This is a genomic window from Agromyces cerinus (assembly GCF_016907835.1).
Taxonomy (GTDB): Bacteria; Actinomycetota; Actinomycetes; order Actinomycetales; family Microbacteriaceae; genus Agromyces; species Agromyces nitratus.
In genome coordinates this window covers 106169-131913 of record NZ_JAFBCT010000001.1, presented here as the reverse complement: position 1 = coordinate 131913, position 25745 = coordinate 106169, and the positions used below count along the sequence as shown (strand labels likewise).

Sequence of the window (25745 nt, the reverse complement as noted above, 5' to 3'; positions counted from 1 at the left end):
GCTGCAATGTCGTACGGGGGTGCGATGCTGCAGGTCGAGCGAGGGGTGGCTGCCCTGGCCGGTGCTGTGCGCGCAAGAACGCGCCTCGGCAGGCGGTGTCCGCTCGATTCCCTGACTCCTCGCAATGGAGACGCCATGCTCGGAAAAATCCTTGTCCGCTATCTCAAGCCCTACAAGTGGCTCCTGCTCGGTGTGCTGATCTTCCAGTTCATCTCGGCACTCGCCACCTTCTATCTGCCGCGCCTCAACGCCGACATCATCGACAACGGCGTCAGCAAGGGCGACACCGCCTACATCTGGTCGACCGGCTCCCTGATGCTGCTGATCTCCCTCGGGCAGATCACGGCGTCGATCATCGCCACCTACTTCGCGGCACGCGCCGCGATGAGCGCCGGTCGCGACATCCGCGACCACGTCTTCGAGCGCGTCTCGGGCTTCTCGGAGCGAGAGGTGTCGCGGTTCGGCCCCGGCTCGCTGATCACCCGCAACACGAACGACGTGCAGCAGGTGCAGATGCTCGCGATGATGGGCGCCACGATGCTCGTCACCGCACCGATCCTCGCGATCGGCGGCGTGATCTTCGCGCTGCAGCAAGACGTCGGCCTCAGCTGGATCATCGCGGTTGCGGTGCCCACCCTGCTGATCATCGCGGTGATCGTCATCAGCCGCATGGTGCCGCTCTTCCGCAGCTACCAGCACAAGCTCGACAACGTGAACCGCATCATGCGCGAGCAGCTCACCGGAGTTCGCGTCGTGCGCGCGTTCGTGCGCGAGCCCATCGAGGAAGAGCGGTTCGCCGGCGCGAACACCGACATCATGGTCGTCGGCCGCAAGGTCGGTTCGCTCTTCGTGCTGCTCTTCCCGCTGTTCATGCTCGTGCTGAACGTCACCGTGGTCGGCGTCGTCTGGTTCGGCGCCTTCGCCGTCGATGCCGGCGAGGTGCAGATCGGCACGCTGTTCGCCTTCATGCAGTACGTGATGCTCATCCTCACCGGTGTGCTCATGGCGAGCTTCATGACGATCATGATCCCGCGCGCCGCGGTCTCGGCCGAGCGCATCGGCGAGGTGCTCGACTCGACCTCGACGCTGGCCCGGCCCGAGAACCCGGTGACGGTGTTCCCGACGCCGGGTTCGGTCGAGTTCACGGATGCCGCGTTCACCTACCCGGGTGCCGAACACCCCGTGATCTCGGGCATCACGTTCGGAGCCGCTCCCGGCGAGACGGTCGCGATCGTCGGATCGACGGGTGCCGGCAAGACGACGCTCGTCTCGCTCATCGCCCGTCTCTTCGATGCGACGGGCGGCAGTGTGAAGGTCGGCGGCGTCGACGTGCGCGAGGCCGACCTCGACCACCTCTGGTCGTCGATCGGACTCGTGCCGCAGCGCCCGTTCCTCTTCACCGGCACGGTCGCGTCGAACCTTCGGTACGGCCGTGAGAACGCCACCGACGACGAGCTGTGGCACGCGCTCGAGATCGCCCAGGGCCGCGACTTCGTCGAGGCGATGGAGGGGCAGCTCGACGCGAAGATCTCCCAGGGCGGCACGAACGTCTCGGGCGGTCAGCGGCAGCGACTCGCGATCGCCCGTGCGATCGTGCACCGCCCCGACATCCTCGTCTTCGACGACTCGTTCTCGGCGCTCGACCTCACGACCGACGCCAGACTCAGGCAGGCGCTCTGGCGAGAACTGCCCGAGGTGACGAAGATCGTCGTCGCCCAGCGCATCTCGACCATCACCGATGCCGACCGCATCGTGGTGCTCGACGACGGCGGCATGGTCGGTGTCGGCACGCATGAACAACTGCTCGAGACCTCGCAGACCTACCGCGAAATCGTCGAATCCCAGCTCGGAGTGGAGGCCGCCCGATGACCGCACAGACCCCACTCTCGGCAGAAGAGCAGATCGAGATCGAGCTCGGCGAGCAGGCGCGCATCAACGCCGACGACTGGAGCGGCGCCGTCGCTCCGGGCAAGGCGAAGAACTTCGGACAGAGCTTCGGCCGTCTCATCGGGCTGCTGAAGCCGCACGCCTTCGCGTTCATCCTGGTGTCGATCCTCGGCGCCATCGGCGTCGTGCTCACGGTGTGGGCGCCGAAGGTGCTCGGCGAGGCGACGAACATCATCTTCGCCGGCGTCATCGGTCAGCAGCTGCCCGCGGGCAGCACGACCGAGCAGGCTGTCGAAGCGCTGAGGGCGTCTGGCCAGGACGACCTGGCGAACGTCGTCGCGACCGCGGGCGTCGTGCCCGGCGAGGGCGTCGACTTCGTGCGCCTGAGCCAGGTCATCATCCTCGTGCTCGCGCTGTACATGGTCGCGTCGGTGCTCACCTGGGTGCAGGGCTACGTGATCAACGTCATCATGGTGAAGACCATGTGGCGCCTGCGCGAATCGGTCGAGGCGAAGATCAACCGACTGCCGCTGAGCTACTTCGACAAGGTGCAGCGCGGTGAGCTGATCTCGCGAGTCACCAACGACATCGACAACATCACGCAGGCGATGCAGCAGTCGCTGTCGACCGTGGTCACCTCGGTGCTCACCGTCGTCGGCGTGCTCATCATGATGTTCACGATCTCGTGGCAGCTCGCCCTCGTGGCGCTCGTGTCCCTGCCGCTCATGGCGGTCATCTTCGGCATCATCGGCCCGAAGTCGCAGAAGGCCTTCGGCATCCAGTGGCGCAAGGTCGGCCGGCTGAACGCCCGCGTCGAGGAGTCCTTCTCGGGCCACGCCCTCGTCAAGGTCTTCGGCCGCGAAGAGGACTCGCGTGCGAAGTTCAAGGCCGAGAACCAGGAGCTGTACGAGGCATCCTTCAAGGCGCAGTTCCTGTCGGGCATCATCATGCCGGGCATGATGTTCATCGGAAACCTGACCTACGTCGGCATCGCGGTGCTCGGCGGGCTCATGGTCTCCACCGGCCAGCTGCGTCTCGGTGACGTGCAGGCGTTCATCCAGTACTCGCAGCAGTTCACCCAGCCCCTGTCGGAGCTGGGCGGCATGGCTGCGGTGGTGCAGTCGGGCACGGCTTCGGCCGAGCGCGTCTTCGAGCTGCTCGACGCCGATGAGCAGGAGGCCGACGCCAAGAATGCCCCGGCGCCCGCCGACGGTGATGGCACGATCGTGTTCGACCACGTCGCGTTCTCGTACACGCCCGAGCGCCCGCTCATCACCGACCTGTCGTTCCAGGTCGAGCCCGGGCAGACGGTGGCGATCGTCGGACCGACCGGTGCGGGCAAGACGACGCTCGTGAACCTCATCCTGAGGTTCTACGAGCTCGACGGCGGCCGCATCCTCGTGAACGGTCAGGACATCGCGGACCTCACGCGTCACGACGTGCGTGCGCGCACGGGCATGGTGCTGCAGGATCCGTGGCTGTTCGCCGGCTCGATCCGCGACAACATCCGTTACGGCCGCCAGTCGGCGACCGATGACGAGGTGCTGGCCGCGGCGCAGGCGACGTACGTCGACCGCTTCGTGCACTCGCTGCCCGACGGGTACGACACGGTGCTCGACGAAGAGGCGTCGAACGTGTCGGCCGGTGAGAAGCAGCTCATCACGATCGCCCGCGCGTTCGTGGCGCAGCCGTCGGTGCTCATCCTCGATGAGGCGACCTCCTCGGTCGACACCCGCACCGAGCTGCTGCTGCAGCACGCGATGGCGGCGCTCCGCGAGGGGCGCACGTCGTTCGTGATCGCGCACCGTCTGTCCACCATCCGCGACGCCGACCTCATCCTCGTGATGGAGCACGGCGACATCGTCGAGAAGGGCAACCACGAGGAGCTCATCGCTGCGAAGGGCGCGTACTACCGCCTCTACAACTCCCAGTTCGAGCAGGCGGCGACCGACATCGACGCCGAACTCGAGGCGATGGACGACACGATGGCCGCTCCGGGCGGCGAGGCGGACTCGTCGGCCGGCGAGTCCGAGACCGACGACGCGATCGTCTAGTACACGCACGACGATGCCCGCTCGCACCTCGGTGCCGGCGGGCATCGTCGTCTCTGCGGGCCAGCCGGTTCGCGCGGGGTCGATCGCACAGGGGACTTGACAGCCGCGGCGGGTCGCAGGAGGCTAACCCCTGAGGGTCCGCAGTGAGCACAGAGTTGTGACGAGCATCAGGCACCCGAGACGACGTCGTCACTCCCGTTCTGGCCGAAGACGGACCGGAGGAGTCGTCATGGCTGGAACACGCCGCATTCCCAATCGCCTCGTCTTCGGGGTCGCCACGCTTGCACTGGCGTTCTCGATGCTCGGTCCCGTCGGCGCAAGCGCCGTCGATGACGACGCCGGCGCGCTCGACATGTACACGGCCGACGTGAGCGCTGCCGACGCGGCTGAGATCGCCGCCGCCGGCTTCGACGTCGCCGACAGCAGGGTCACCGATGCCGGTGTGAGCCTCGACATGGTGCTCACCGCCGACGAGGCGAAAGGCCTCCAGGCCCGCGGTCTCGATGTCAAGGTCAAGAAGAACAAGAACGGCAAGTCGGCGAAGCAGCTGGCGGACGAGCAGGCTGCGGAGGGCTACACCGTCTGGCGCTCCTGGGATGAGCCGGGCGGCATCCGCGATGAGCTCTACCGTCTCGCGAAGCAGAATCCGCAGCTGGTCAAGCTCGTGGTGCTCGGCCACACCTACCAGGGCCGCGAGATCATCGCGCTGAAGCTGACCCAGGGCGCGAGGGGACAGGCGGACGGATCGCGTCCGGCAGTGCTGTACAGCTCGACCCAGCACGCTCGGGAGTGGATCTCCACCGAGGTGAATCGGCGGCTGCTGAACTCGTTCATCGACGACTGGCGGGCCAACGACAAGGAGACCAGGGACCTCCTCAAGAACAACGAGCTGTGGTTCGTGCTCGTGGCCAACCCCGACGGCTACCAGTACACGTTCGACCACGAGCGCCTGTGGCGCAAGAACCTGCGCGACAACGACGGCGACAACGAGATCACGCGTGCCGACGGCGTCGACCCCAACCGCAACTACCCCGAGCACTGGGGATATGACGAGGAGGGCTCGTCGTCGCAGATCAGCAGCGACACCTATCGTGGTCCTTCAGCCGGATCCGAGCCCGAGACGCAGGCGATGATGTCGCTGCTGGACCGGGGCGGATTCGAGTTCCAGGTCAACTACCACTCCTTCGGACAGTGGCTGCTGTACGCCGAGGGCTGGCAGACCGGCACGCCCACCGCGGACGACCCGATCTACTACGCGTTGTCGGGCAACCGAGACAACCCGGCGATCCCGGACTTCGAGCCGGGCCTCTCGTCCGACGTGCTCTACGTGACCAACGGTGAGACGACCGACTTCGCGCATTCCCAGAACGGAACGCTGGCCTGGACGCCGGAGCTCGGCGAAGGCGACGACGACGGCGGGTTCGTGTTCCCCGACGATGAGGCGCAGGTGCAGGCGGAGTTCGAGCGCGCCCTGCCCTTCGCACTCGATGTGGCGAAGTCGGCGGCCGATCCGGCCAACCCGGTGTCGCACCTGGGCCTCGAGACCAAGCCCTTCTACCTGGAGAGCGACGACACCTACAAGGACGGTCTGCCCCAGGTGAACTACACGTTCGACTATTCGTACGGCGACCCGCAGGAGGTGCGCGTCATCGCCAAGCGCAGCCTGGGCGACGTGACGCTGATGTACTCGATCAACGGCGACCCTGCGGTCGGCGTGCCGACCGAGGAGTGGACCGGCGGTGATCGCTACGGCGGCAAGACCGGTGTCTACTTCCGCACCATGAGCGGCCTCGTCACCGGCACCACTCCGGGCGACGAGGTCGAGGTCTGGTTCGAAGGCGGTGGAGCGTCGAGCGAGTCGTTCACCTACAAGGCCGTCGAGGAATCCACCGACGACGTGCTGATCATGGCGGCGGAGGACTATACGGGCGCCTCGCCGGTGCAGGCCGGCGGGCCGAACTACCTCGGGTACTACCAGGAGGCTCTGGACGCCAACGGCACGGGCTACGACGTCTACGACGTCGATGCGCGCGCTCGGACCGCACCCGACGCCTTGGGCGTGCTCTCGCACTACGACGCCGTCATCTGGTACACCGGCGAGGACATCATCACCCGCGAACCCGGCTGGGGCGGCGGCAACGCCTCCCGCTTGGCGTTGGACAACACCCTCGAGGTTCGCGACTTCCTCAACGAGGGCGGCCGCGTGCTCTACACCGGCAAGTACGCCGGCACCCAGTACACGGGAACCGACCAGTTGTACGACCCGACGGCGGCGAATGCGCAATGCCGGGCCGACGCGGCGGTGCAGGAGCGGTGCCGGCCACTCGGTGGGTCGGGCGACTTCACCAACGACATGATGCAGTACTGGCTCGGCGCGTACCTCACCGTCGACGATGCCGGCACGGCGGAGGACGGAGGCCTCCTCGACGTCCTCGGCGTCGACACCCCGTTCGCGGGTCTTGACTGGGGTTTCAACGGCGCCGAAAGTGCCGACAACCAGGACCACAGCAACTCGTTCATCACGACGAGCGGCATCCTCGACCCGGCCGTGTACCCGCAGTTCGACAGCTGGGTCGCGGGCAGATGGGATCGTGAGGGCGGCCCGTTCGAGCCGCACACCGGCGACGCGTACGCCTACTCGCAGATCGGCGACGTGTCGTACAAGCGGTTGACGAACACGATCGACGTCCCGGCCGGTGGCGCCACGATGTCGTTCTGGACGTCGTACGACACCGAGGCCAACTGGGACCATATCGCCGTCGAGGCGCGTCCCGCGGGCGGAGAGGACTGGACGACCCTGCCCGATGTCAACGGGAACACCACCCAGAGCACTGGAGACAGCTGCCCGGCCGGCTGGCGCGACCTGCACCCGCAACTCGACCACTACCAGACGCTCGACGCCGAGACGACGACCTGCACCCCCACCGGCACCACCGGTGAGTGGTGGGCCGACTCCGGCAACTCGGCCGGCTGGCAGCAGTGGTCGGTCGACCTGTCGGCGTACGCCGACGGTCAGGTCGAGCTGTCGATCGGCTACATCAGCGACTGGTCCAGCCAGGGACTGGGCGTGTTCGTCGACGACATCGAGGTGTCGACGGGCCAGGGCACGACGTCGTTCGAGGGCGGCGACACCGGCGGGTGGGCGATCACCGGCCCTCCGCCCGGCAGCGCGCCGAACCCGAACAACTTCATCATCACGACGGCAGCCGGATTCCCCGAGGCCGCCGTGGTGGCGACGCCGGGCTCGCTGACGGCCGGCTTCGGGTTCGAGGGCATCACCGACGCGGCCACCCGGGCCGTGTGGATGGGCCGCGCACTGGATCACCTGCTCGACTGACGGACAGGGGTCGATGACCGGATGCCTCGCCGCGACACGTTCGCGCGGGGCATCCGCTCGTCGGGGATACGCTTGAAGTGACGGCCCGAAACCTCGTCGTCTCACCCGACGAAGTGAAGGCCTCGTGACGATCGACCTCAGTCCGGTACGCCCCTGGCGACTGTGGCTGGTGTGGGGAGTCGGCGTCGCGGCCTACATGCTCTCGGTCACCAACCGCACCTCGCTCTCCGCGGTCGGCGTCGACGCCGCCGTGCGGTTCGATGCGGATGCCTCGACGCTGTCGATGTTCGCGGTCATCCAGCTCTTCGTCTACGGGGCGATGCAGATTCCCGTCGGCATCCTGCTCGACCGCTTCGGCGCACGACCGATCATCACGATCGGCATGTTCCTCATGGCGGTCGGCCAGCTCGTGATGGCGTTCGCACCCGACGTCGGCACGGCGATCGTGGCGCGGATCCTGCTCGGCGCGGGCGACGCGGCCATCTTCCCGAGCGTGCTGCGCGTCGTCGCGGTCTGGTTCCCCGCCCGGCAGGCGCCGTTCATGGTGCAGCTCACGGGCATCGTCGGGCAGTCCGGTCAGCTGCTCGCGATCCTGCCGATCGCGGCGCTGCTGCACGCGACGAGCTGGACGATCGCCTTCGGCAGCCTCGCCGGGCTCGGCGTGCTCTTCACCGTGCTGACGTTCGCCGTCATCCGCAACCGCCCGCCGGGCCGGGACGCCGACGTGAGCGTCGACACGAAGACCGGCGCCATCCGCGCGGTGACGTCGTCGGCCGACCTGCGTCAGGGGTTCACGGAGTCGTGGGCGCACCCTGCGACGCGGCTCGCGTTCTGGTCGCACTTCACGACGCCGTTCTCGGGCACCGCGTTCGTGCTCCTGTGGGGGTTCCCGTTCCTCACGGTCGGCGAGGGCCTCACGCCCGCGATGGCCTCGCTCGTCTTCAGCGTCTACGTCGTCGCCGGCATGGTGATCGGGCCCGTCATCGGGGCGCTCTCCAGCCGTCACCCGATGCGACGTTCGCGCATGCTCGTGCTGCCGATCATCGCCGTCCAGGTCGTCGCGTGGCTCGCCGTCATCCTGTGGCCCGGCCCCGCGCCGCTCTGGCTCCTCTTCGCCCTCGCCCTCGCGCTGAGCACGGGCGGCCCGGCGTCGATGATCGGCTTCGACCACGCCCGCACCCACAACCCGAGCCACCGGCTCAGCACCGCGACGGGCATCGTGAACGTCGGCGGGTTCCTCGCGGCCCTCCTCGCGATCCTGTTCATCGGCATCGCGATGGACGCGCAGGGCGCGGGCACGCCCGACACCTACAGCCTCGAGGCGTTCCGCATCGCGTTCCTCACCCAGCTGCCGCTCTGGGCGCTCGGCGCGGGGTTCATCGTCTTCGAGCGCAAGCGCACCCGCGTGCACCTCGGGCTCGACGAGCCTCGGCGCCGGCGCAAGCGCAACGAGCACGACGCGCCCCGGCATGACTGAGGCCCGAGCGAATCGCTCGGGCCTCAGCCTGGTCACCGGATCACCGGATGACCCCTCGTGCGGTCATCAGTGCCGGCCGCCCTTCTTCACCGCAGCCACTTCGAAGGCACGCTCGATCTCCTGGCTGAAGGTCGAGCCCGCGGCATCCGTCGCCGTCACTCGCAGGTCGACCCATGCACCTGCGTCGGGCACGCGGATCTTCGCGGCGTACGCCGTGACGACATCACGCCCCTCGGAGAACATGGGCGGGCCGTCCTCCGACGGCTCGTCGACCGTGTCGTCGGCCGAGGTGACCTCGAGCGCGATGGGCTGCCACTCGCCCCCGTCCACCCGCACCTCGAGCGTCGCGTCCGAGATGGCTGCGATGCCGGATGCCTCGGCGATGTGCCCGAGCTCGAGCTCGAGCTTCACCGGGGCACCGCGCTTGCGTCCGGCGCCGGCCGCACCCGATTCGTCGAGGTCGACGTCGTAGTACGCCTGCATCATCGGCAGCAACTGGCGAGCGGGGTCGTCGGCCGAGCCGGTCGACGTGAACGTCCACTCCGTCCTGGTCGACGTCGACGACGCGAGATACGTGCCGTCGTGCGTCGCGGTGTCTACGACGCGCCACTCGGACTCGCCGTCTGGGATATCCCAGACGGTCGCTCCCTGGTAGTTCGACGACTTCGCGAGCGCGCCATCGATGTAGACGTCGATGAGCTGCGACCGGTCGTCGGCACCCGAGTAGGTGTCGAACGCGCCGGTGTGGTCGGGGCTCGCCCCGTCGGCCCACGACGGCAGGTTGACCTGCGCGTAGTCGCCGGTGCGGTTCGGCGCCCAGTAGCCGGGCCCGACGAAGGGCCGCACGATCGCACCGAAGTAGCTCGACTCGAGCTCCTGCCCCGGCTCGTAGCCGCGCTTGACGTCGCGGATCTGCCACCCCGCGTCGACGACCGTGGCGTCCTGGTACCACTCGACCTGGTCGGTGTTCACCCACTCGGTGCGCTCGAGGCCGCGCGTCGTGCGCATCGGGTAGCCCGAGCCGTACTCCACGCCCGGCACGAAGTCCCACCGGAACTCGCCGACGAGGGCGGGATCGCCGGAGTACGTCGTGTCGATGCGCGCGAGGTCCCGCGGCCGGTAGTCGAGGTCGTCGGGCACCACGCCTTCGCTGTAGCGCGCGATGTCCCAGATCTCGTCGGCGTCGACGATGCCCTCACCGGTGACGGTGACCTGCTTCTGCGCGATCGTCTCGAGCACCCGCCGCCCCTGAACGCCACTGATCGCGGCGACCGGGATGGGCGCGTCGGACTCGTAGTCGGCCGAGCCGACCCACTCGCTCAGCTCCCCGTCGCCGTCGTTAACGGTGAGCAGCAACGCGGCGCCGGCGGCGACGGCGTTCGCGGAGCGCTCTGGCGCCGAGACGACGTCGGAGCGGGTCACGACCGCGACCTTGCCCTTCACGTCGACCGCGGCGAACTCCTCGGCGCTGCCGAAGCCCACATCGACCGCACGTGCGCGGATCTCGCCGTCGAGCAGCGTGGATCCCGCTTGGGCGATGAGGTCGAGCCGTTCCTTGCCGGCGTTCAGCGACAGCGTCGGCTCCTGCAGCCGCCAGCGCGTCGTGAAGTCGAAGGTCTCGGCCTCGGGCGCGTCCATCGGCTGAGCGTAGAGTTCGTCGACCCAGACGGGCGCCATGGCGCTGCCGGTGAATCCGTCGACCTGGTAGTCCATGCGGCGCACCGTCGCCTGGAGCCCGTCCTCGCCGACGTCGACGGTCACGGGCTCGGTGGCTCGGGCGTCGAAGGCGACGGTCGTCGAACCGTCGAGCACGACGTCGGGGTCGCCGACGAGCGCGATCGTCTGGGTGTCGGCGTTGCGGGCGACGTCCATGAACGACATCACCGAGTACAGGCCGGCGGGCAGTCGCAGCGTGGTCTCACCGTCGACGCCGAAGGAGGTGTACCAGCCGGTCGCGGCGTTCCAGATCCATCCGTAGGTGCCGAGCGGTTCGCCGTCGAAGTCGGTCGCCGTGACGGTGAGGTCGTAGCGTTCGGCTTCGGCGATGATGCCGAGCGCGGTGCGGGTGATGGTGTCGTCGCCGATCGACGCGGTGAGCGCGCCTGAGAGCTGTGCTCCGGCCGGCACCTTCGACGGGTCGGCGGTCAGGGTGACCGATCGGGTCTCCCCAGCGGGGATCGTGAGCGAGTCGGCATCCATCGTCAGCACATCGGATGCCTCGGCGACCGGGCCGCCGGGCGTGGTGTCGGTGAGCGTCGCCGTCAGCTCGATCGTCGCCTCGGCGTCACCGCGGTTCGCGTACTCGATCGTGCGGGTGACGAGCGCGTCGTCTTCGCCCCATGCGAGCATGCCGAAGTCTCCGGAGCCGGAGGCCACGAGGTCGGCCTCGATCGCCTCGGCCACGTCGACCACGCCGGCGCCGACCTGGTAGGGCGTGAGCCCGACATCCGTCGCCGTGCTCGTGAGCGCTGCTCGCAGCTGCGCGGCCGTGTACTCGGGGTGCTGCTGCTTCACGATCGCCGCGGCGCCCGCGACGTGCGGGGTCGCCATGGAGGTGCCGCTCATGCCGATGTACGAGCCCTCGCCGGGGCTGTCGGCGGATCGGGCGGCGGTCACGTCGTTGCCGGGCCCTGCGAGGTCGGGCTTCATCGCGCCGGAGCGCACGAGCGGGCCCTGGCTCGAGAACCACGACAGCTCGCCGCTCGGGTCGTCGACCGAGCCGATGGTGAGTGCGCTCGCGGCCGAACCCGGTGAGCCGACCGTCTCGGGCGCCGAGGAGTTGCCGGCGGCGACGATGAAGAGCGCGTCGGTCTCGGCCGAGATCTCGTTGAGCGCGACCGACATGAGGTCGGTGCCGTCGTCGCCGTACCTGGTGCCGAGGCTCATCGAGATGATGTCGGCGCGGTCGGCGGCCCACTCCATGGCGGAGATGATCCACGAGTCCTGGCCTTCGCCCGCGTTGCTCAGCACCTTGCCGACGAGCAGGTTCGCGCCGTCGGCGACGCCGCGGTGGGTGCCACCGCTCGCGGCGCCGGTGCCGGCGATCGTCGAGGCGACGTGCGTGCCGTGGCCGTTGGGGTCGTCTGAGACCGGCTCGTCGGGCACGAAGCTCGTGGACTCGGCGAGCACGCGGCCCTCGAGGTCGGGGTGGGTGTCGTCGTAGCCGGTATCGAGCACCGCGACGGTCACGCCGTCGCCGGTGTAGCCGGCGGCCCACGCCTCGGGTGCGCCGATGTAGGGAACGCTCTCGTCGAGCGTCGCCTGCACCTTGCCGTCGAGGTGGATCGCCGCGACCCCGCCCCCGAGGCTCACCGCGTCAGGGTCGCCGGCGCCGAAGCTGCGGGCATCGGATGCCGCGGCATCCGTCAATGCAGCCCACGTCGATGCGGCGCTCGCGTGATCGGCCGATGCCGCGGCACCGCCGATGCTCGCGAGCGGCGTGCCGAGCGCGACGCCCGGCACGGGTGCGGAGCGACGCGAAGCCGCGTCGCCCTCGAGCTCGAGGATCACCGGCGTCGCATCGACGGAGGCATCGTCGTAGCCGTACTCGATGAGCCGGCTGACGTTGAAGAGGTCGCGGTCGACGACCCCTGCCGCGAGGTAGGGCATCGCGCCGCGGGGCAGCACGTGCAGTTCGCCCGCGACGTCGAGGGTCTGGAACCCCTCGCCCGGGTCGACGGGGTCGACTTCGACCGTGTGCGTGCCGTCGGCGAGGTCGGTCACGGTGACCCGGTCGCCGGTGATGAGGGTGACGGTGTGCGAACCGCCGGCGGACGCCGGGGGCGCGGGCGAGGCGGCCGGTGGTGGCGTGCCGCCTCCGGTCGGGTCGGCGGTGGCCGGGAGTGCGGCCGCGCCGACCCCGGCGACGCCGATCGCGAGGCCGCTGATGGCGGCGGCGATCGATCGGCGTCGATGTGCGGATGGTCTGATGCTTCGTGGCATAGGGATACCTCTCACGCGTTCGGACTGACTTGCCAAGCAACCTCTCACGGCCCGGTGGCTAGGGTGGTGGCGGAGAGATGCCATGGCTTCGATCCGCCATGACGGCGGATCGGCGTGACGACGAACGGAAGGCGCTCGTGCTCGAAACGATCGGACTGGACGACGAGCACACCGCGTTGTACCGGCTCATCCTGCAGTCGCCCTCGGCGAGCGTCGACGAGCTCGCGGCATCCGTGGCGAAGTCGCCCGCCGAAGTGCGCGTGATCGTGGCCGAACTCGAGCGGCTCGGGCTGCTCGCGCGACAGGCATCCGCGCCCGACCGCGTCGTCGCTTCGCCGCCGTCGCTCGCGCTGCAGCCGATGCTCCTCGACCGCGAACGGCGCCTCACCCAGGCGCATGAGGCGCTCGTCGAGCTGAGCGAGATCTACCGGCGCGGTGCGGCCCAGCGGGAGACACCCGACGTCGTCGACGTCGTGCTCGGTGCGGATGCCGTGCGCCAGCGATTCGCGCAGTTGCAGGCATCTGCCAGGCAACAGGTGCGGGTGCTCATGTTGAGCGACGTGGCCTTCCTCGACGCCCAGGAAAACACCGCGGAGGATGACGCCCTCGAACGCGGCGTGACCTACCGTGTGATCGTCGAGAAGGCGGTGCTCGAGTGGCCCGGGTTCATCGATGCCGCGCGCGAGTCCGCGCCGTACGGCGAGGAGATCCGGGTGCTGCCGACGCTGCCCACGCGGCTCATCATCGCCGACGACGACATGGCGCTGCTGCCGATGCGGTCGCGCGGCGAGGATCGCTCCTCGGGCGCGCTGCTGGTGCATCCGAGCGGACTGCTCGACCTCGTCATCGCCATCTTCGAGGAGTATTGGGCGACGTCGACCGGGTTCATCTCGACCGGCGAGCTGCCGGGGGCGCACGACGCGGTCGACCGCGACCTGCTGAAGCTACTGCTGCTCGGGCTCACGGATGCCGCTGCCGGGGCGCAGCTCGGCATCTCGGTGCGCACCGTGCAGCGGCGGGTCGCCGAGCTCATGGAGACGGCGGGTGTCTCGACCCGGCTCCAGCTCGGCGCCGAGGCCGTGCGCCGGTCGTGGGTCTGACCCACGACCGACACGGCCCGGCGCTTCGGGTCACTCGCCCTTCGGGTAGCTGTAGAAGCCCTCGCCCGTGGCGACGCCGAGCTTGCCCTGGTCGATGTAGCGCTCCTTGATGAGCGCGGCGAATGCCTGCTGCTTCGCGCCGCCCATCATCGAGATGTTGTACGCGGTCGTGAGGCCGACGATGTCGTAGATCTGGAACGGACCCATCGGGGCGCCGGTGCCGATACGCCAGGTCTTGTCGATCGCGTCGGGTTCGGCGATGCCGTCGACGAGCAGTTCGCCGGCGGCCTGCAGGAACGGCACGAGCAGGGAGTTCAGCAGGTAGCCCGCCTTCTCCTTCTTGATCTCGATCGGCACCATCCCGATCTCGGCGGCGAACTCCACGACGGTCTGGAACACCTCGGGGGTCGTGGCCTCGGTGCCCATGACCTCTGCGGTGTTGTGCACCCAGACCCGGTTCGCGAAGTGCAGGGCGAGGAAGCGGTCGGCGCGACCGGTGAACGACGCGAGGTCGCTCGGCAGCAGGGTCGAGGAGTTGGTGGCGAAGATCGTGTGCTCGGGGGCGAGCGTCGCGAGCTGCTCGTAGGTGGCGCGCTTGATCTCGAGGTTCTCGGGGATCGCCTCGATCACGAGGTCGGCCTTCGCCACGGCGTCGCCGAGGTCGGCCGAGAGGATGATGCGGCCGATCGCCGCTTGCGCCTTGCCGTCGGCGGCGCCGTCGACGCCCTCCGTCACGTAGGTGTCGGCGAGTCCGGCGAAGCGCTGCTTCGCGGCCTCGAGGGCGGCGTCGTCGATGTCGTACGCGACGACGTCGAAGCCGCGGTAGGCGGTCTGGTACGCGATCTGCGAGCCGAGCACTCCGGTGCCGAGCACGGTGATGTTGCGCAGTGCGGTCATTGCTGTTCCTTCTTTCCTTCCGTCCCTTGTGGGGCGCGGTCCCTCATGGGGCACTGTCGAGAGGCGCGGGAGGCGCCTCGAGCGGATGCCGCGGGCGGGTCTCCCCCGCGGCACCGGTGTTGAAACGCTGCAGGTCGTGCGCGAAGCGGGCGACCTCGGCGTCGGTCCAGTCGTCGAGGTTGTCGTCGACGACTCCCTGCAGGATGCCGATCGCCTCGTCGTAGGCGGCCCAGCCCGAGTCGGTGAGTTCGAGCGGGCGGCCGCGGCCCGAGGCATCCGTCTTCTCGCAGACGACGCCGAGCTTCGTGAGTCCGGCGAGCTGCCGCGAGACGGTGGAGCGGTTCAGGCGGAACGCGTGCGCGATGTCGGTGGAGCGGCAACCGGGGTGGTCGACGATGTACCCGAGGATCGACTGGTCGGTCATGCTCAGGCTGATGTTCGCGATGCGCGCGTCGGCGACGCCGCGGCGGCTGATGACGATGAGCGCCCGCAGGATGTCGGCGGTGGCGCGTCCGCGCCTTGCCTGCGTTCCGGTGTTCGATTCGCTGACCATTCCGCCTCCTGTTGCTTATTGCAACAATAGGCTCCTCTGTTGCATTCCGCAACACTGCGGGGGAGGTGGATGCGTGGGGACGCGCGGGCGATCAGGCGACGATCGCGCATCGGCGCGGCTGCGCCCGATAGCGTCGGAGGACGCCGACCGAAGGAACGACGATGACCGATGCCGCCCCGCTCGTGCTCGACCCCGCCGATGAGCTGCACGCCCGCGCCCTGGCGCGCCTCGCCGGCGAGCGCATCGCGTGGTTCACGAGCACGAGCCGCAGCGGGTTCCCGCACGCGGTGCCCGTCTGGTACCTCTGGCACGACGGCGCCGTCATCGTGCTGAGCGAACCGGGTGCGGTGAAGGTGCGGAACGCCAAGCGCGACCCGAAGGTGCTCGTGCACCTCGAGTCGGGCGCCGACGAAGAGCAGCTGACAGTGCTGCAGGGCACGGTCGAGGTGTTCGACGGCGCCTCGCCAGACTGGATGCCGCGCATCGGCGACGCCTACTTCGCGAAGTACGACGACGACCTGCCGCCGCTCGAACTCACGCGCGTGTCGATGGCCGAGCGCTACAGCACCGTGCTGCGCGTCACCCCGGTCAAGCTCATCGCCTGGTAGGCCCGGGGAGCGCGCCGAGCTACCGCTCGGCCCAGACGCCGAGCTCGTTGCCGCTCGGGTCGGTGAAGTGGAAGCGTCGGCCGCCGGGGAACTCGTACGGGCCGTTGACCACCGTGCCGCCGGCAGCGGTGACCGCGGCCTGCGTGGCATCGAGGTCGTCGCTGTAGAGCAGCACGAGTGGACCGCCCTTCGGCACCTCGGCGGCCAGGGTCAGACCCCCGGCCTCTTCGCCTTCGGCCTCGGCGGAGGTGCGGATGCCGGCGTACTCGGGGCCGTACGGCGTGAACTGCCAGCCGAACGCCTCGCCGTAGAACGCCTGCGCGGCGGCCAGGTCGGTGACGGAGATCTCGACGTAGTCGATGCTGAGCGGGATGCGGTGCTCGTGGGTAGCCATGTTCGAAGGCTCCCACCGGCCACCGACAGGCGTGAGCCGGGCGTGGTTCGCTAGCATGCTCGAATGCACGTCACGCGTCTCCGGATCCATCCCGTCAAGTCGTTCGCCGGGGTCGACGTCGACTCCGCTGAGGTGCTGCCCTGGGGCCTCGCGGGCGATCGCCGATGGGGCGTCGTCGATGCCTCCGGCGCCCCGGTGACCGCTCGCGAGAAGAACCACATGCTCGCCCTGACCGCCGAGCTGCTCGCCGACGGCGGGCTCCTGCTCGGTGAGCGCAGCGGTGCCGGCGACCCGCTCCGAGTCGACCGCCCGACGGATGCCGCGCCCATTCCCGTCGGACACACGCGGCAGGGCACGGCGCTGCCCGCGGGCGACGAGGCCGACGCGTGGCTGAGCGCGCGACTGGGCATCGACGCCCGGCTCGTGTGGCAGCCCGACCCGCGCGAGCGCACGGTGAATCCGAGGAACGGGGGCCTGCCCGACGACCGGCTGACGCTGGCCGATTCCGCGCCGCTGCTGCTCGCGAGCGAGGCATCCCTCGCCCAGCTCAACACCTGGACCGATGACGAGACGCCGCACCTCGACATGCTGCGCTTCCGTCCGAACGTCGTGATCGACGGCGACGAGCCATTCGCCGAAGACACCTGGCCCTTCGTCGACCTCGGCGACGTGCGCTTCCGCATCACGAAGGTGTGCGACCGCTGCGTGATGACGACGATCGATCCCGAGACCATCACTCGCGGCAAGGAGCCGATCCGCACGCTCGCCAAGCACCGTCGGTGGGACGGCCAGACCTGGTTCGGCGTGCTCATGGTGCCGCAGTCGTCGGGCTCGATCGCGGTCGGCGACGAAGTGCGCCCCGTCACCGAAGCGGTGCTCACGGCCGGCGAGCACACGGCCTAGAAGAGCCTCGCCTGCGCGACGACCGGAGCTCCCTCGAGCTCGAGCAGATGGCGCTTGCGCTCGAGTCCCCCGGCGTAGCCGGTGAGCGATCCGTCGGCGCCGACCACCCGGTGGCACGGCACGATGATGCTGAGCGGGTTGCGTCCGACCGCGTTGCCGACGCGGCGCGCGAGGTTGCGGTCGCCGAGCCGCGCGCCGAGCTCGCCGTAGCTCGTCGTCGTGCCGATCGGGATGTCGCGGAGCATCGCCCAGACCGCCTGCTGGAACTCGTCGCCGACGGGCGCCATCGGCAGGTCGAATGCGACCCGCTCCCCCGCGAGGTACTCGGCGAGCTCGACCCCGAGTCGAGTGACGAGGTCGTCGCCGCGGGCATCGACCTCGACACCGATCGAGCCGGATGCCGGTGGGTGCCAGTGGCCCGGGAAGTAGATGCCGACCAGGGCCTCGCCGTCGGCGACGACGAGCAGCTCACCGAGCGGCGTCGTCAGCGTGGCATGGCGTCGGGTCATGACTCCATCTTCGTCGCTCCCCGGCCTCCGACACCCGGTGGCGATCGCGGAAATCGGACGTCATGCTCCCGCGATTCAATCAGCGCTGCGCGATCAGCGCCGCCCGATCAGCGCTGCGCGGTTCGCCTCGTACCTCGGCTTGCCGACCAGGCGCCAGAAGAGGCGCACCGGCGCCGGCAGATGCGTGCGCTGCCACTCGGCGCCACCGTCGGGCTGCGCCGCGAGGATCGCACCGAGCTGCTCGAAGGTCTTGCCCTTCGGAGTCGCCTTGCGGCCGTGGTCGGCGAGCGCGTCGACCTCCTTGGGCGTGAGCGTCACCTCCATGACGGGCACGATGTTCGTCTCTTCGTCGGGCAGGTGCACGGCGAGTGCGGCGGTGATGCCATCGAGTGCGGCGAGCACGCCCGCGGCATCCGTCGACCGGCCACTCGCCCGCCATGCCGGCACGGCGGCGTCGAGCGCGTTCAGGTGCACGAGCATCAGGGCGTGCTGCTCCTTCATGCGTGCGACGTGCACGGCGCACGAGGGCGCGCGCTGCTCGAGTTCGCCCCACAGCATCGCGTCCTCGCCTTCATGATGGGCGTGCAGTCCGACCGAGAGCATCGAGAGGTGGTCGCCGACGACGTCGGCATGCGCGAAATCCGCTTCGGTGACCCCCTCGACGAGCGCGCGCCCCTCGCCGAACCCGGCCCGGAAGAAGCGATGGATCTCGGCCATGCCGCTCGCATCGCACGTCTTCGGGCCGCTCGGGCGGCCGGACGAATCACCGCTGGCGGGAAGAGCGGTCGCGGGCATGTCGACTCCGATCGTCGGTGAGCAGCGCAGTCGCACGCGACACTACGACGGGCGGGATGCCGCGGCAAGACCCCGCCCGAGGGGTGCCCGCCGCCGTCGCGCGTCATGCGCCGCGGCCCCGATCTACGATTGCTGGATGCCTGAACTCCCCCGCGTCACCGGTGCCCACCTCGTCGGATCGATCAACCAGCCCACCGCCGAGGCGACCTTCCGCGTCGTCGCGGCGGAGCTCGGCGGCGGGCTTGCGCGCATCCCCGACGGCGAGGTCGGCGAGCGGTTCCACTGGATCCTGTTCCAGGGTGCCGCGTTCGACGCGGTCGACGGCCTCAGCCGCGTGCCGATCGACCCGATCATCGTCGCGGGCTTCGACCTGCGCCCGCTCGTGCTCGATGGTTCGGTCGCGGCAGCCGACCTCGTGTTCGGCTCGCTCGGCTACGCGGATGCCGCCGCCGCGAGCTATGCCGACTTCACCCGCCTGCGCGACGAGGGTGCGATCCCCGCGGGCACCCGTTTCCAGGTGTGTCTGCCGTCGCCCCTCGCGCCGATCACGACCTATGTGGATCCGGCCGACCGTGCCGGCGTGTACCCGGCGTACGCCGCGGCCCTCGCGGCCGAGGTCGACCGCATCGCTGCGGAGATTCCGGCCGATGACCTCGCCGTGCAGATCGACATGGCGACCGAGTTCGCCTACCTCGAGGGCGTGAGCCTCGGCGGCGGCCCGCTCGAGGCCTTCTTCACCGAGGGCGGCGCCGATGCGCCGGAACTCGTCGGTGCGATCGCCGGCCTCGCCGCCGAGCTCGCGGCCCGCGTGCCCGCCGGTGCGCAGCTCGGATTCCACCTCTGCTACGGCGACGTCGCCGAGAAGCACTTCGTCGAGCCGACCGACGCGGGCCGGCTCGTCGCGGTCGCGAACGCCCTCGCAGCCCAGCTCGACCGGCCGATCGACTGGGTGCACCTGCCGGTGCCGATCGAGCGCACGGATGCCGCGTACTTCGCGCCCCTCGCCGGGTGGGCGCTGCCCGCCGAGACGACCCCCTTCCTCGGCCTCGTGCACCATGAAGACGGCGTCGACGGTGCGCTCGCCCGCATCGCTCCCGCGCGTGACGCGTTCGCAGCAGCGGGCGTCGCCGCCTTCGGCGTCGGCACGGAGTGCGGCTTCGGCCGCGGCCCGGCCGACCGAACGGCGAGCCTGCTCGCCCTGCACCGCGAGGTCATCGCGGCCGCGGGCTGACGGGATGAGCGCGGTGGGCGGGACCCCGCCGCGATCAGTGCGCCACCGGAAGGCCGTGGATGCGCTGCCGTGAGCGCCCCTGGCGCCACTCGGCGAACCGGCCCGCGAGGCCGTGACGGCCATCGGCGCGCTCGCCCTCCTGCGCCAGGCGGTCGGCGGCGTTCCGGCGCCGCTCGTTGACGCGACCCGCTTCGAGCTCGTCGTGCATCTGCAGCGTCTGTGCCACGTAGCCGTATGCGAGGTTCATGATTCCGATCCCTTCGAGACCTGCCGGGCCGGGTTCCGGCCACTGAGACCAGATTCCTCGCTGAGGTAGGGGTCGCGTATCGGGCGTGTGCCTCATCTTCGGGCCGGATTCGGCACCTCAGACGGCGGTGAACACCTCAGACGAACCGCCCTACCTTAGACGCGGGCCCGAAGCCCGTGAGGGTGACCCGGCCGCCCGTCACCGGTCCCGAGTACGATCGCGACATGCGCATCCGCTTCACCGCCGAGATCTACGAATGGACGGCGCGACGCAACTGGTTCTTCGTCGACGTGCCGGCCGAGCCGAGCGCCGACATCTCCGACCAGCCGCGGATGCCGCGTGGCTTCGACTCCGTGCGAGTGATCGCGACGGTCGGCGGCACGACGTGGAGCACCTCGATCTTCCCGGGCGGCGAGACCTACGCGCTGCCGCTCAAGAAGGCCGTGCTGAAGGCCGAGGGCATCGGCGAGGGCGACGAGATCGTGGTCGACCTCGAGGTGCTCGACGGCTGACGACCGCTATGCGGCGACCGTGATCGTCGCCCCGACCGTCGTGTCGTCGTCGAGCACGTCGAGCACGGCCGCTGCCAGGTCGGCCCGGCGGATCGAGATCCCGAACCGAACTCCCCCGCCGTCGGTGCGACGGTAGCGGCCACGCGCATCTCCGTCCTTGAGTTGCGGCGGTCGCACGATCGTCCAGTCGAGCGCGCTCGACCGCACGACTGGCTCGGTCGCGACGAAGTCGGAGAAGGGCTCGCGCAGGATGCGCTGCACGATCGGCTTCGCCACGAACTTGAGGAACGGGTCGTCGCCGTCGGTGAACGGCCCGCTCGCGCTGACCACCACGAGGCGCCGCACGTCTGCGGCGCGCATGGCGCTCACGAGTGCCGGCATGCTCTCTCGCATCACGGCGTGGTCGGTGCTCGCCGCGGTCGGCCCGATCGCGAACACCGCGGCGTCGGCGCCGTCGAGTGCCGCAGTGAGCGCGTCGGCGTCGCGCCCCTCGGCGACGCGTTCGGTGACGCCGCTCGGCGCGGAGGCCGCACGCCGCACGACCGCGACCACCTCGTGGCCCCGTGCTCGCGCCGCGTCGACGATGAGGCCGCCTGTGCGGCCCGAAGCTCCCAGTACTGCGATTCTCATGGCTGATCCTTCAGTCGGAATGGGGTGAGTAAGCATTTACTCACCACCTCCGATGATACGGTGAGCAAACACTCACCTGTCAAGTGGAAGGCCCCATGTCCCAGCTCCCCACCAGCCGCGACCGCATCCTCGACGCCGCTGCGATCGTGCTCGTCGAGCGCGGCGTCGTCGGCGCCACGACGCGTGAGCTGGCCCGCGCCGCCGGCTGCTCTGAGGCGCTCATCTACAAGAACTTCGCCGACAAGCAGGAGCTCTTCCTGGCGGTCCTCACCGAGCGGATGCCGCGCATCGAGCTGCCCGAGGCATCCGATCGCGCAGCTCTGCCCGAGACTCTCGCGAGCATCGTGACCGCGCTGCTCTCGTTCTACACGAAGACCTTTCCGATGGCGGCATCGATCTTCGGAGCACCCGAGCTGCTGGCCGAGCATCGCGAAGGAGTGCGGGCGCACGGCTACGGCCCCGAGGGCGTCGTGCCGCTCGTTGCGCACCTGCTCGGCGAGGAGCAGTCGGCCGGACGCATCCGCGCCGATGCCGACCTCGAGTCCGCTGCTCGCCTCATCGTCGGCGTCGCGTTCCACCGCGCGTTCCTCGCGGCGTACGACGGCAAGCGCGAGGTGCCGGATGCCGCGGCCTTCGCCGCGCGCAGCATCGCGTCGCTCCTGCCGAGCCTGGCGCCCTGAGCGGCGACCCGGCGCAGCCGGAGGCCAGCCCTCAGATCCAGCCCTGCTGCCACGCCTTCTCGGCGGCCTCGTGCCGCGATGAGGCGTCGAGCTTCGTCATCGCCGACGAGAGATAGTTGCGCACGGTGCCCTGAGCCAGGTGCAGGCGTTCGGCGATCTGCTGCACGCTCGTCGTCGAACGGCTGAACCGCAACGCATCGAGCTCGCGGTCGGTGAGCGGGCAGCGCTCCGCCGTGAGCGCGGTCGCCGCGATCTCGGGGTCGATGTAACGGCGACCGGCGGCGACGTCTCGAATGACGTGGGCGAGGTCTTCTGCCGGCGTCGACTTCGGCACGAAGCCCGAGACCTTCGACGCCAGTGCCCGCCGCAGCACGCCGGGGCGCGCATGCCGGGTCACGATCACGACGCGCGTCGGCACCGCGGCGAGGATGCGCGCGGCCGCCTCGAGCCCGTCGGCGTGCGGCATCTCGAGGTCGAGCAGGCACACGTCGGGCACCGTCGCGATCGCCTGTTCGACGGCGGTCACGCCGTTGTCGGCGCTCGCGACGACCTCGATGTCGGGCTCGAGGTTCAGGAGCGCCACGAGGGCGCCGCGGATCAGGTGCTCGTCGTCGGCGATGAGCAGACGGATGCCGCCGCTCACGCTGCGACCCGCGCCCCGACGGGCACCGTGGCCCGAAGCTCGAAGCGGGCGCCCGAGGCGTCCGTCGCCGTCTCGATCGTGCCGCCCACGGCGGCGAGCCGCTCGCGCAGGCCCGCGAGCCCGGAGCCGGGCGCGCGCGACACGGCGGCGCCAACGGCGGGGCCGGGCGCCGAGGCATCCGTCACCTGGATGCCGTCGTTCACGATCGCGAGCTCGGTGAGCTCAGCCGTCGTGGTCAGTTGGATCGTCACTGTCGTCGCCTCGCTGTGTCGCAGGATGTTGGTCGTGGCCTCGCGCACGACCGAAGCGAGCGCGCTCTGCACCAGAGCGTCGGCGGGCGATGGGCCGAGTCGCAGGGTGCACTCGGCACCCGACGCGGTGAGCACCTCGCGGGCGTTCTCGAGCTCGTCGTCGAAGGCGACGTGCCGGTAGCCGGCGACGAGCGAGCGCGTCTCTTCGAGCGCCTGCTTCGCGATCAGGCGGGTCTCGTGCACGAGCTCGCGGGCGGCGGCGGGGTCGATCTCGAGCATGCGCTCGGCGAGCTCGGACTTCAGCGAGATGACCTGCAGATGGTGGCCCTGGATGTCGTGCAGGTCGCTGGCGAAGCGCAGGCGCTCCTGCGTCACAGCGAGTTCGGCTGCGGTGCGACGGTGCCGGTCGAGCTGCACAACGACCTCCCACCACCACATGCTCGTGAGCAGCATGACCGGCAGCATCGCCGCGAAGATGGCGATCATCCAGGTGTCCGACGTGCGTCCGAAGACGAACTGCTCGCCGGTCACGGCGGTGGCGAGCATCGGGTGCGCGATCACCGTGATCAGGCCGACGAGCAGCACGAGCCGGCGCTGCGGCTTCGGCAGCAGGCACGCGATGAGGCTCGCCGCGGCCCAGAGCGGCACCGCGGCCGCGAGCGCGTCGGCCTGGGAGAAGAGGCCGAGCACCCAGACGACCGAGGCGGGTGCCACGAGCGCCGCCGTCCACCACGGGTTCGGCAGGCCGCCGCCGCGCCCGACGCGCAGGAACCAGCAGTACCGCAGCTGCATCGCCGACGCGACGAGCATCAGCACGACGAGCACGGCGGTCACGACGTCGTCGGTGCGCAGGTACGCCTCGAGCATCGACAGTGCGACGACGAGGTCGAGGAACCCGAAGAAGAAGACGATCGACCCGAGCGTGTACAGCCACGTCGTCTGCACACTGCGGGCGGGTTCGGCAGGCATGGATTCGAGCCTAGGCCAGTGACATTTGTCATGCTCCGGCGTGCGGAATCCCACGGCATGACCTGACACCGCGGCACTGCCGCCGAGGGACCGCGCCGCGAAGGATTGAACCGAACCAACCTCCCCTACGAAAGGACTCGTCGTGATCGACGCCCTGCAGGACTTCGCCGCTTCCCTCCCCTCCTTCCTCCAGTGGTTCGGGGTGATGATCGTCGCCGCGATCCCGTTCGTCGATTCCTACTTCGGCTCGGTCATCGGGGTGCTCATCGGGCTGCCGACCGCGATCGCGATCGGTGCAGCCGTGGTCGGCAACATCATCTCGATGCTCATCTTCGTGATGACGGCGCACGGGGTGCGCGGCAGGGTCGTCGCCGGCAAGGCCGTCGCCGACGGCACCGGCGAGGAACGCGTCGAGTCGCCGCGCCGCGAGAAGGTCCGCCGGGCGTTCGACAAGTACGGCGTCGCAGGGGTGAGCCTCGTCGGCCCGGCCATCCTGCCGAGCCAGTTCACCTCGGCCGCGATGGTGTCGTTCGGTGCGAACCGCAACGCCGTGATCCTCTGGCAGATCATCTCGATCGTGCTCTGGGGCGTGGTGTTCGGGGTGCTCGCAACCATCGGCGTCTCGCTCGCGCGCTGATGCACCGCCCTCGCGCTGAGGCACCGCCCTCGCGCTGAGGCACCGCCCTCGGCTCGTCTCGCACCGCGCGATGCGACGGTACGTCACGCCACGGCAGCAGGTCTTCGCTCGACCCGATCGGCCAGTCTCGTCGGTGATTTCGTGACCTGCCGCCACCCGCCGCCCGGGTCGAGCCACGCGGGCGTGCGCACCTGCGGAACCCCGCGGGCCATGCGGATGCCCCACCCCGACGTCTCGATCGTGCGGTGATGGAACCAGCAGAGCAGCACGCCGTTGTCGGTGTGGGTCGGGCCCCCGTCGACGTCGGGAACGACGTGGTGGATCTCGCACCACGCGGCCGGCACGCTGCACCCCGGGATCAGGCAGCCGCCATCGCGCAGCGTGATCGCCCGGCGCTGATGCGGGGTGAAGCAACGCTCGGGCGATCCCAGCCCGATGATGCGGCCGGCACTGTCGAAGGTGATCTGCTGCGTACCGCCGGTGCACATCAGCTGCCGGGCCGCGCGCATCGACACCGGGATCTCGACCCCGTCGGCATGCGCCACCCCGTGCCCGGCCTCGAGGTCGGCGGCTCGAACGCTCACGAGCACGGTGGGCGCCGAGCCCCCGATCGTCGGATGCTCACCCGATCGGGCGGCGGTGGCGATGATCGCCGCCACGACGTCGTGACGCTGCTGGTCGGCAGTGCGCTGCTCGCCGTTGCGTTCGAGGTCGGCGCGCTCGTCGGCGGTCATGAAACCACCGCCCGATCGCGGCGCGAGGTGCGCATCGAACATGCGGCCGAGCGCCGCCGCGACCTCAGGCAGGAGTTCGCCGCCGACCGGGATGAGCCCGTCGCGAGCGCGGCCGAATCGGAAGCCTCGCCGCCGCATCGCTCGTTCGTCGTCGGGCTCTGGCCCGTCTTGGTCGAGGAACGCGGCCCACACCTGTGCCTGCACCCGCAACTCGTCGGCGGAGCAGCGCACCGGTGCAGCATCGCCCGATGCGACGGCCGCGGCGACGAGTTCGTGCTCGGCCGTGCGGAGGTCGCCGGGGTCGGCGACGCGCCGGGTGCCGTCGAGCTCGCGCACGATCATGCACGCGGCGTCGGCCCCGAGTTCTCCGTCGGCGAGCGCCGCCGCGACTTCGGGAAACCGCGCCTCCATCGGGTCACCGGTCAACCCGCGCCGGCTCCGCGTGGCCGTGCCGAGCGCACTGCGTCGCCGGGCCTCGGCGCCCGACACCTGCGTGACCCGCTCGAGGAGCTCGGCGGCGGAGCGGCACCCGCGGCGGGTCGACAGCCGCTCACCGCCCAGCTCGACCCGGGAACGCTCGCCGACCTCGCCCGCGCAGGCGACCCGTCGCGCGTCGACCACCCGGCCGACCTCCTCGATCGCGGCCGTCGCGGCGAGCAGCTCGTCATCGGACCACCCGGCGGGATCGTCGAACTCCATGACGCCCAGGAGCGACGACCGCACCTCTTCGAGCACCTCGACGATTCCGTTCACAA

The 25745-nt window shown here is 69.9% G+C and carries 22 protein-coding genes; 11 read left to right on the top strand and 11 right to left on the bottom strand.

Translation table 11 applies throughout. From position 1 onward, the window contains the following. Window positions 1-135 precede the first annotated feature (135 nt). From JOE59_RS00535 to JOE59_RS00520, 4 genes are all read left to right on the top strand, one after another. Window positions 136-1869 (top strand): ABC transporter ATP-binding protein, encoded by a 1734-nt coding sequence (locus tag JOE59_RS00535; protein WP_204458379.1) that lies wholly within the window; start codon window positions 136-138, stop codon window positions 1867-1869. Continuing rightward, window positions 1866-3941 carry an ABC transporter ATP-binding protein gene (locus JOE59_RS00530; RefSeq protein ID WP_204458371.1) on the top strand — a complete coding sequence of 692 codons (2076 nt, stop codon included), beginning with the start codon at window positions 1866-1868 and terminating at the stop codon, window positions 3939-3941. Before JOE59_RS00535 ends, JOE59_RS00530 begins: the two co-directional genes overlap by 4 nt. A gap of 229 nt (window positions 3942-4170) precedes the next feature. Next, window positions 4171-7278, top strand: coding sequence for a M14 family metallopeptidase (locus JOE59_RS00525; protein WP_204458368.1), 3108 nt, complete (start codon window positions 4171-4173; stop codon window positions 7276-7278). Window positions 7279-7402: 124 nt separating this feature from the next. Further along, window positions 7403-8755 carry an MFS transporter gene (locus JOE59_RS00520; protein WP_374191106.1) on the top strand — a complete coding sequence of 451 codons (1353 nt, stop codon included), beginning with the start codon at window positions 7403-7405 and terminating at the stop codon, window positions 8753-8755. A gap of 66 nt (window positions 8756-8821) precedes the next feature. Here the strand turns inward: JOE59_RS00520 and JOE59_RS00515 are convergent, their stop codons facing one another. Next, window positions 8822-12697: a S8 family peptidase gene (locus JOE59_RS00515; RefSeq protein ID WP_204458366.1), complete on the bottom strand. Its 3876-nt coding sequence runs from the start codon at window positions 12695-12697 to the stop codon at window positions 8822-8824. Window positions 12698-12795: 98 nt separating this feature from the next. Here JOE59_RS00515 and JOE59_RS00510 point away from each other — a divergent pair, with 98 nt between their 5' ends. Continuing rightward, on the top strand, window positions 12796-13797 hold the full coding sequence (locus JOE59_RS00510; RefSeq protein ID WP_239560038.1) for a helix-turn-helix domain-containing protein: 1002 nt from the start codon (window positions 12796-12798) through the stop codon (window positions 13795-13797). A 30-nt stretch (window positions 13798-13827) separates the two neighbouring features. Here the strand turns inward: JOE59_RS00510 and JOE59_RS00505 are convergent, their stop codons facing one another. Further along, on the bottom strand, window positions 13828-14694 hold the full coding sequence (locus JOE59_RS00505) for a 3-hydroxyacyl-CoA dehydrogenase (RefSeq protein WP_204458364.1): 867 nt from the start codon (window positions 14692-14694) through the stop codon (window positions 13828-13830). Window positions 14695-14737: 43 nt separating this feature from the next. Continuing rightward, window positions 14738-15247: a MarR family winged helix-turn-helix transcriptional regulator gene (locus JOE59_RS00500; RefSeq protein ID WP_204458356.1), complete on the bottom strand. Its 510-nt coding sequence runs from the start codon at window positions 15245-15247 to the stop codon at window positions 14738-14740. Between the two features lie 161 nt (window positions 15248-15408). Here JOE59_RS00500 and JOE59_RS00495 point away from each other — a divergent pair, with 161 nt between their 5' ends. Further along, on the top strand, window positions 15409-15855 hold the full coding sequence (locus JOE59_RS00495; protein ID WP_204458348.1) for a pyridoxamine 5'-phosphate oxidase family protein: 447 nt from the start codon (window positions 15409-15411) through the stop codon (window positions 15853-15855). 19 nt (window positions 15856-15874) lie between these two features. Here JOE59_RS00495 and JOE59_RS00490 read toward each other — a convergent pair whose 3' ends face one another. Then, window positions 15875-16249, bottom strand: a complete 375-nt coding sequence (locus JOE59_RS00490) for a VOC family protein (protein WP_204458346.1) — start codon at window positions 16247-16249, stop codon at window positions 15875-15877. 63 nt (window positions 16250-16312) lie between these two features. Between JOE59_RS00490 and JOE59_RS00485 the strand changes: the two genes are divergently transcribed. Continuing rightward, window positions 16313-17152 carry an MOSC domain-containing protein gene (locus JOE59_RS00485; RefSeq protein ID WP_204458344.1) on the top strand — a complete coding sequence of 280 codons (840 nt, stop codon included), beginning with the start codon at window positions 16313-16315 and terminating at the stop codon, window positions 17150-17152. On the opposite strand, the gene JOE59_RS00480 is transcribed toward JOE59_RS00485, so the two are convergent. Together JOE59_RS00480 and JOE59_RS00475 are read right to left on the bottom strand one after the other, a co-directional pair. Next, the gene (locus tag JOE59_RS00480) at window positions 17149-17661 is read right to left on the bottom strand and encodes a methylated-DNA--[protein]-cysteine S-methyltransferase (protein ID WP_204458341.1); all 513 of its coding nucleotides are present in this window, start codon (window positions 17659-17661) and stop codon (window positions 17149-17151) included. The two genes, JOE59_RS00485 and JOE59_RS00480, sit on opposite strands and share 4 nt — an antisense overlap. Before the next feature lie 93 nt (window positions 17662-17754). Beyond that, window positions 17755-18378: a hemerythrin domain-containing protein gene (locus tag JOE59_RS00475; RefSeq protein WP_239560037.1), complete on the bottom strand. Its 624-nt coding sequence runs from the start codon at window positions 18376-18378 to the stop codon at window positions 17755-17757. Window positions 18379-18592: 214 nt separating this feature from the next. Here JOE59_RS00475 and JOE59_RS00470 point away from each other — a divergent pair, with 214 nt between their 5' ends. Beyond that, complete coding sequence (locus tag JOE59_RS00470; protein WP_204458337.1) at window positions 18593-19687, top strand: hypothetical protein; 1095 nt, start codon at window positions 18593-18595, stop codon at window positions 19685-19687. 34 nt (window positions 19688-19721) lie between these two features. Here the strand turns inward: JOE59_RS00470 and JOE59_RS00465 are convergent, their stop codons facing one another. Continuing rightward, window positions 19722-19934, bottom strand: a complete 213-nt coding sequence (locus JOE59_RS00465) for a hypothetical protein (protein ID WP_204458334.1) — start codon at window positions 19932-19934, stop codon at window positions 19722-19724. Window positions 19935-20158: 224 nt separating this feature from the next. Here JOE59_RS00465 and JOE59_RS00460 point away from each other — a divergent pair, with 224 nt between their 5' ends. Then, window positions 20159-20446, top strand: coding sequence for a DUF1905 domain-containing protein (locus JOE59_RS00460; protein ID WP_204458326.1), 288 nt, complete (start codon window positions 20159-20161; stop codon window positions 20444-20446). Between the two features lie 6 nt (window positions 20447-20452). Here the strand turns inward: JOE59_RS00460 and JOE59_RS00455 are convergent, their stop codons facing one another. Continuing rightward, entirely contained in the window at window positions 20453-21076 is a 624-nt protein-coding gene (locus tag JOE59_RS00455) for an NAD(P)-dependent oxidoreductase (protein ID WP_204458323.1), read from the bottom strand. A gap of 95 nt (window positions 21077-21171) precedes the next feature. Here JOE59_RS00455 and JOE59_RS00450 point away from each other — a divergent pair, with 95 nt between their 5' ends. Beyond that, the gene (locus tag JOE59_RS00450; RefSeq protein WP_204458320.1) at window positions 21172-21756 is read left to right on the top strand and encodes a TetR/AcrR family transcriptional regulator; all 585 of its coding nucleotides are present in this window, start codon (window positions 21172-21174) and stop codon (window positions 21754-21756) included. A 31-nt stretch (window positions 21757-21787) separates the two neighbouring features. On the opposite strand, the gene JOE59_RS00445 is transcribed toward JOE59_RS00450, so the two are convergent. Together JOE59_RS00445 and JOE59_RS00440 are read right to left on the bottom strand one after the other, a co-directional pair. Continuing rightward, window positions 21788-22399 (bottom strand): response regulator transcription factor, encoded by a 612-nt coding sequence (locus JOE59_RS00445; RefSeq protein ID WP_307836892.1) that lies wholly within the window; start codon window positions 22397-22399, stop codon window positions 21788-21790. Beyond that, on the bottom strand, window positions 22396-23619 hold the full coding sequence (locus JOE59_RS00440; RefSeq protein ID WP_204458318.1) for a sensor histidine kinase: 1224 nt from the start codon (window positions 23617-23619) through the stop codon (window positions 22396-22398). Before JOE59_RS00440 ends, JOE59_RS00445 begins: the two co-directional genes overlap by 4 nt. Window positions 23620-23761: 142 nt before the next feature. Here JOE59_RS00440 and JOE59_RS00435 point away from each other — a divergent pair, with 142 nt between their 5' ends. Then, window positions 23762-24256 carry a hypothetical protein gene (locus JOE59_RS00435; RefSeq protein ID WP_204458316.1) on the top strand — a complete coding sequence of 165 codons (495 nt, stop codon included), beginning with the start codon at window positions 23762-23764 and terminating at the stop codon, window positions 24254-24256. Between the two features lie 83 nt (window positions 24257-24339). Here JOE59_RS00435 and JOE59_RS00430 read toward each other — a convergent pair whose 3' ends face one another. After that, window positions 24340-25743 (bottom strand): HNH endonuclease signature motif containing protein, encoded by a 1404-nt coding sequence (locus tag JOE59_RS00430; RefSeq protein ID WP_204458314.1) that lies wholly within the window; start codon window positions 25741-25743, stop codon window positions 24340-24342. Window positions 25744-25745: the final 2 nt, after the last annotated feature.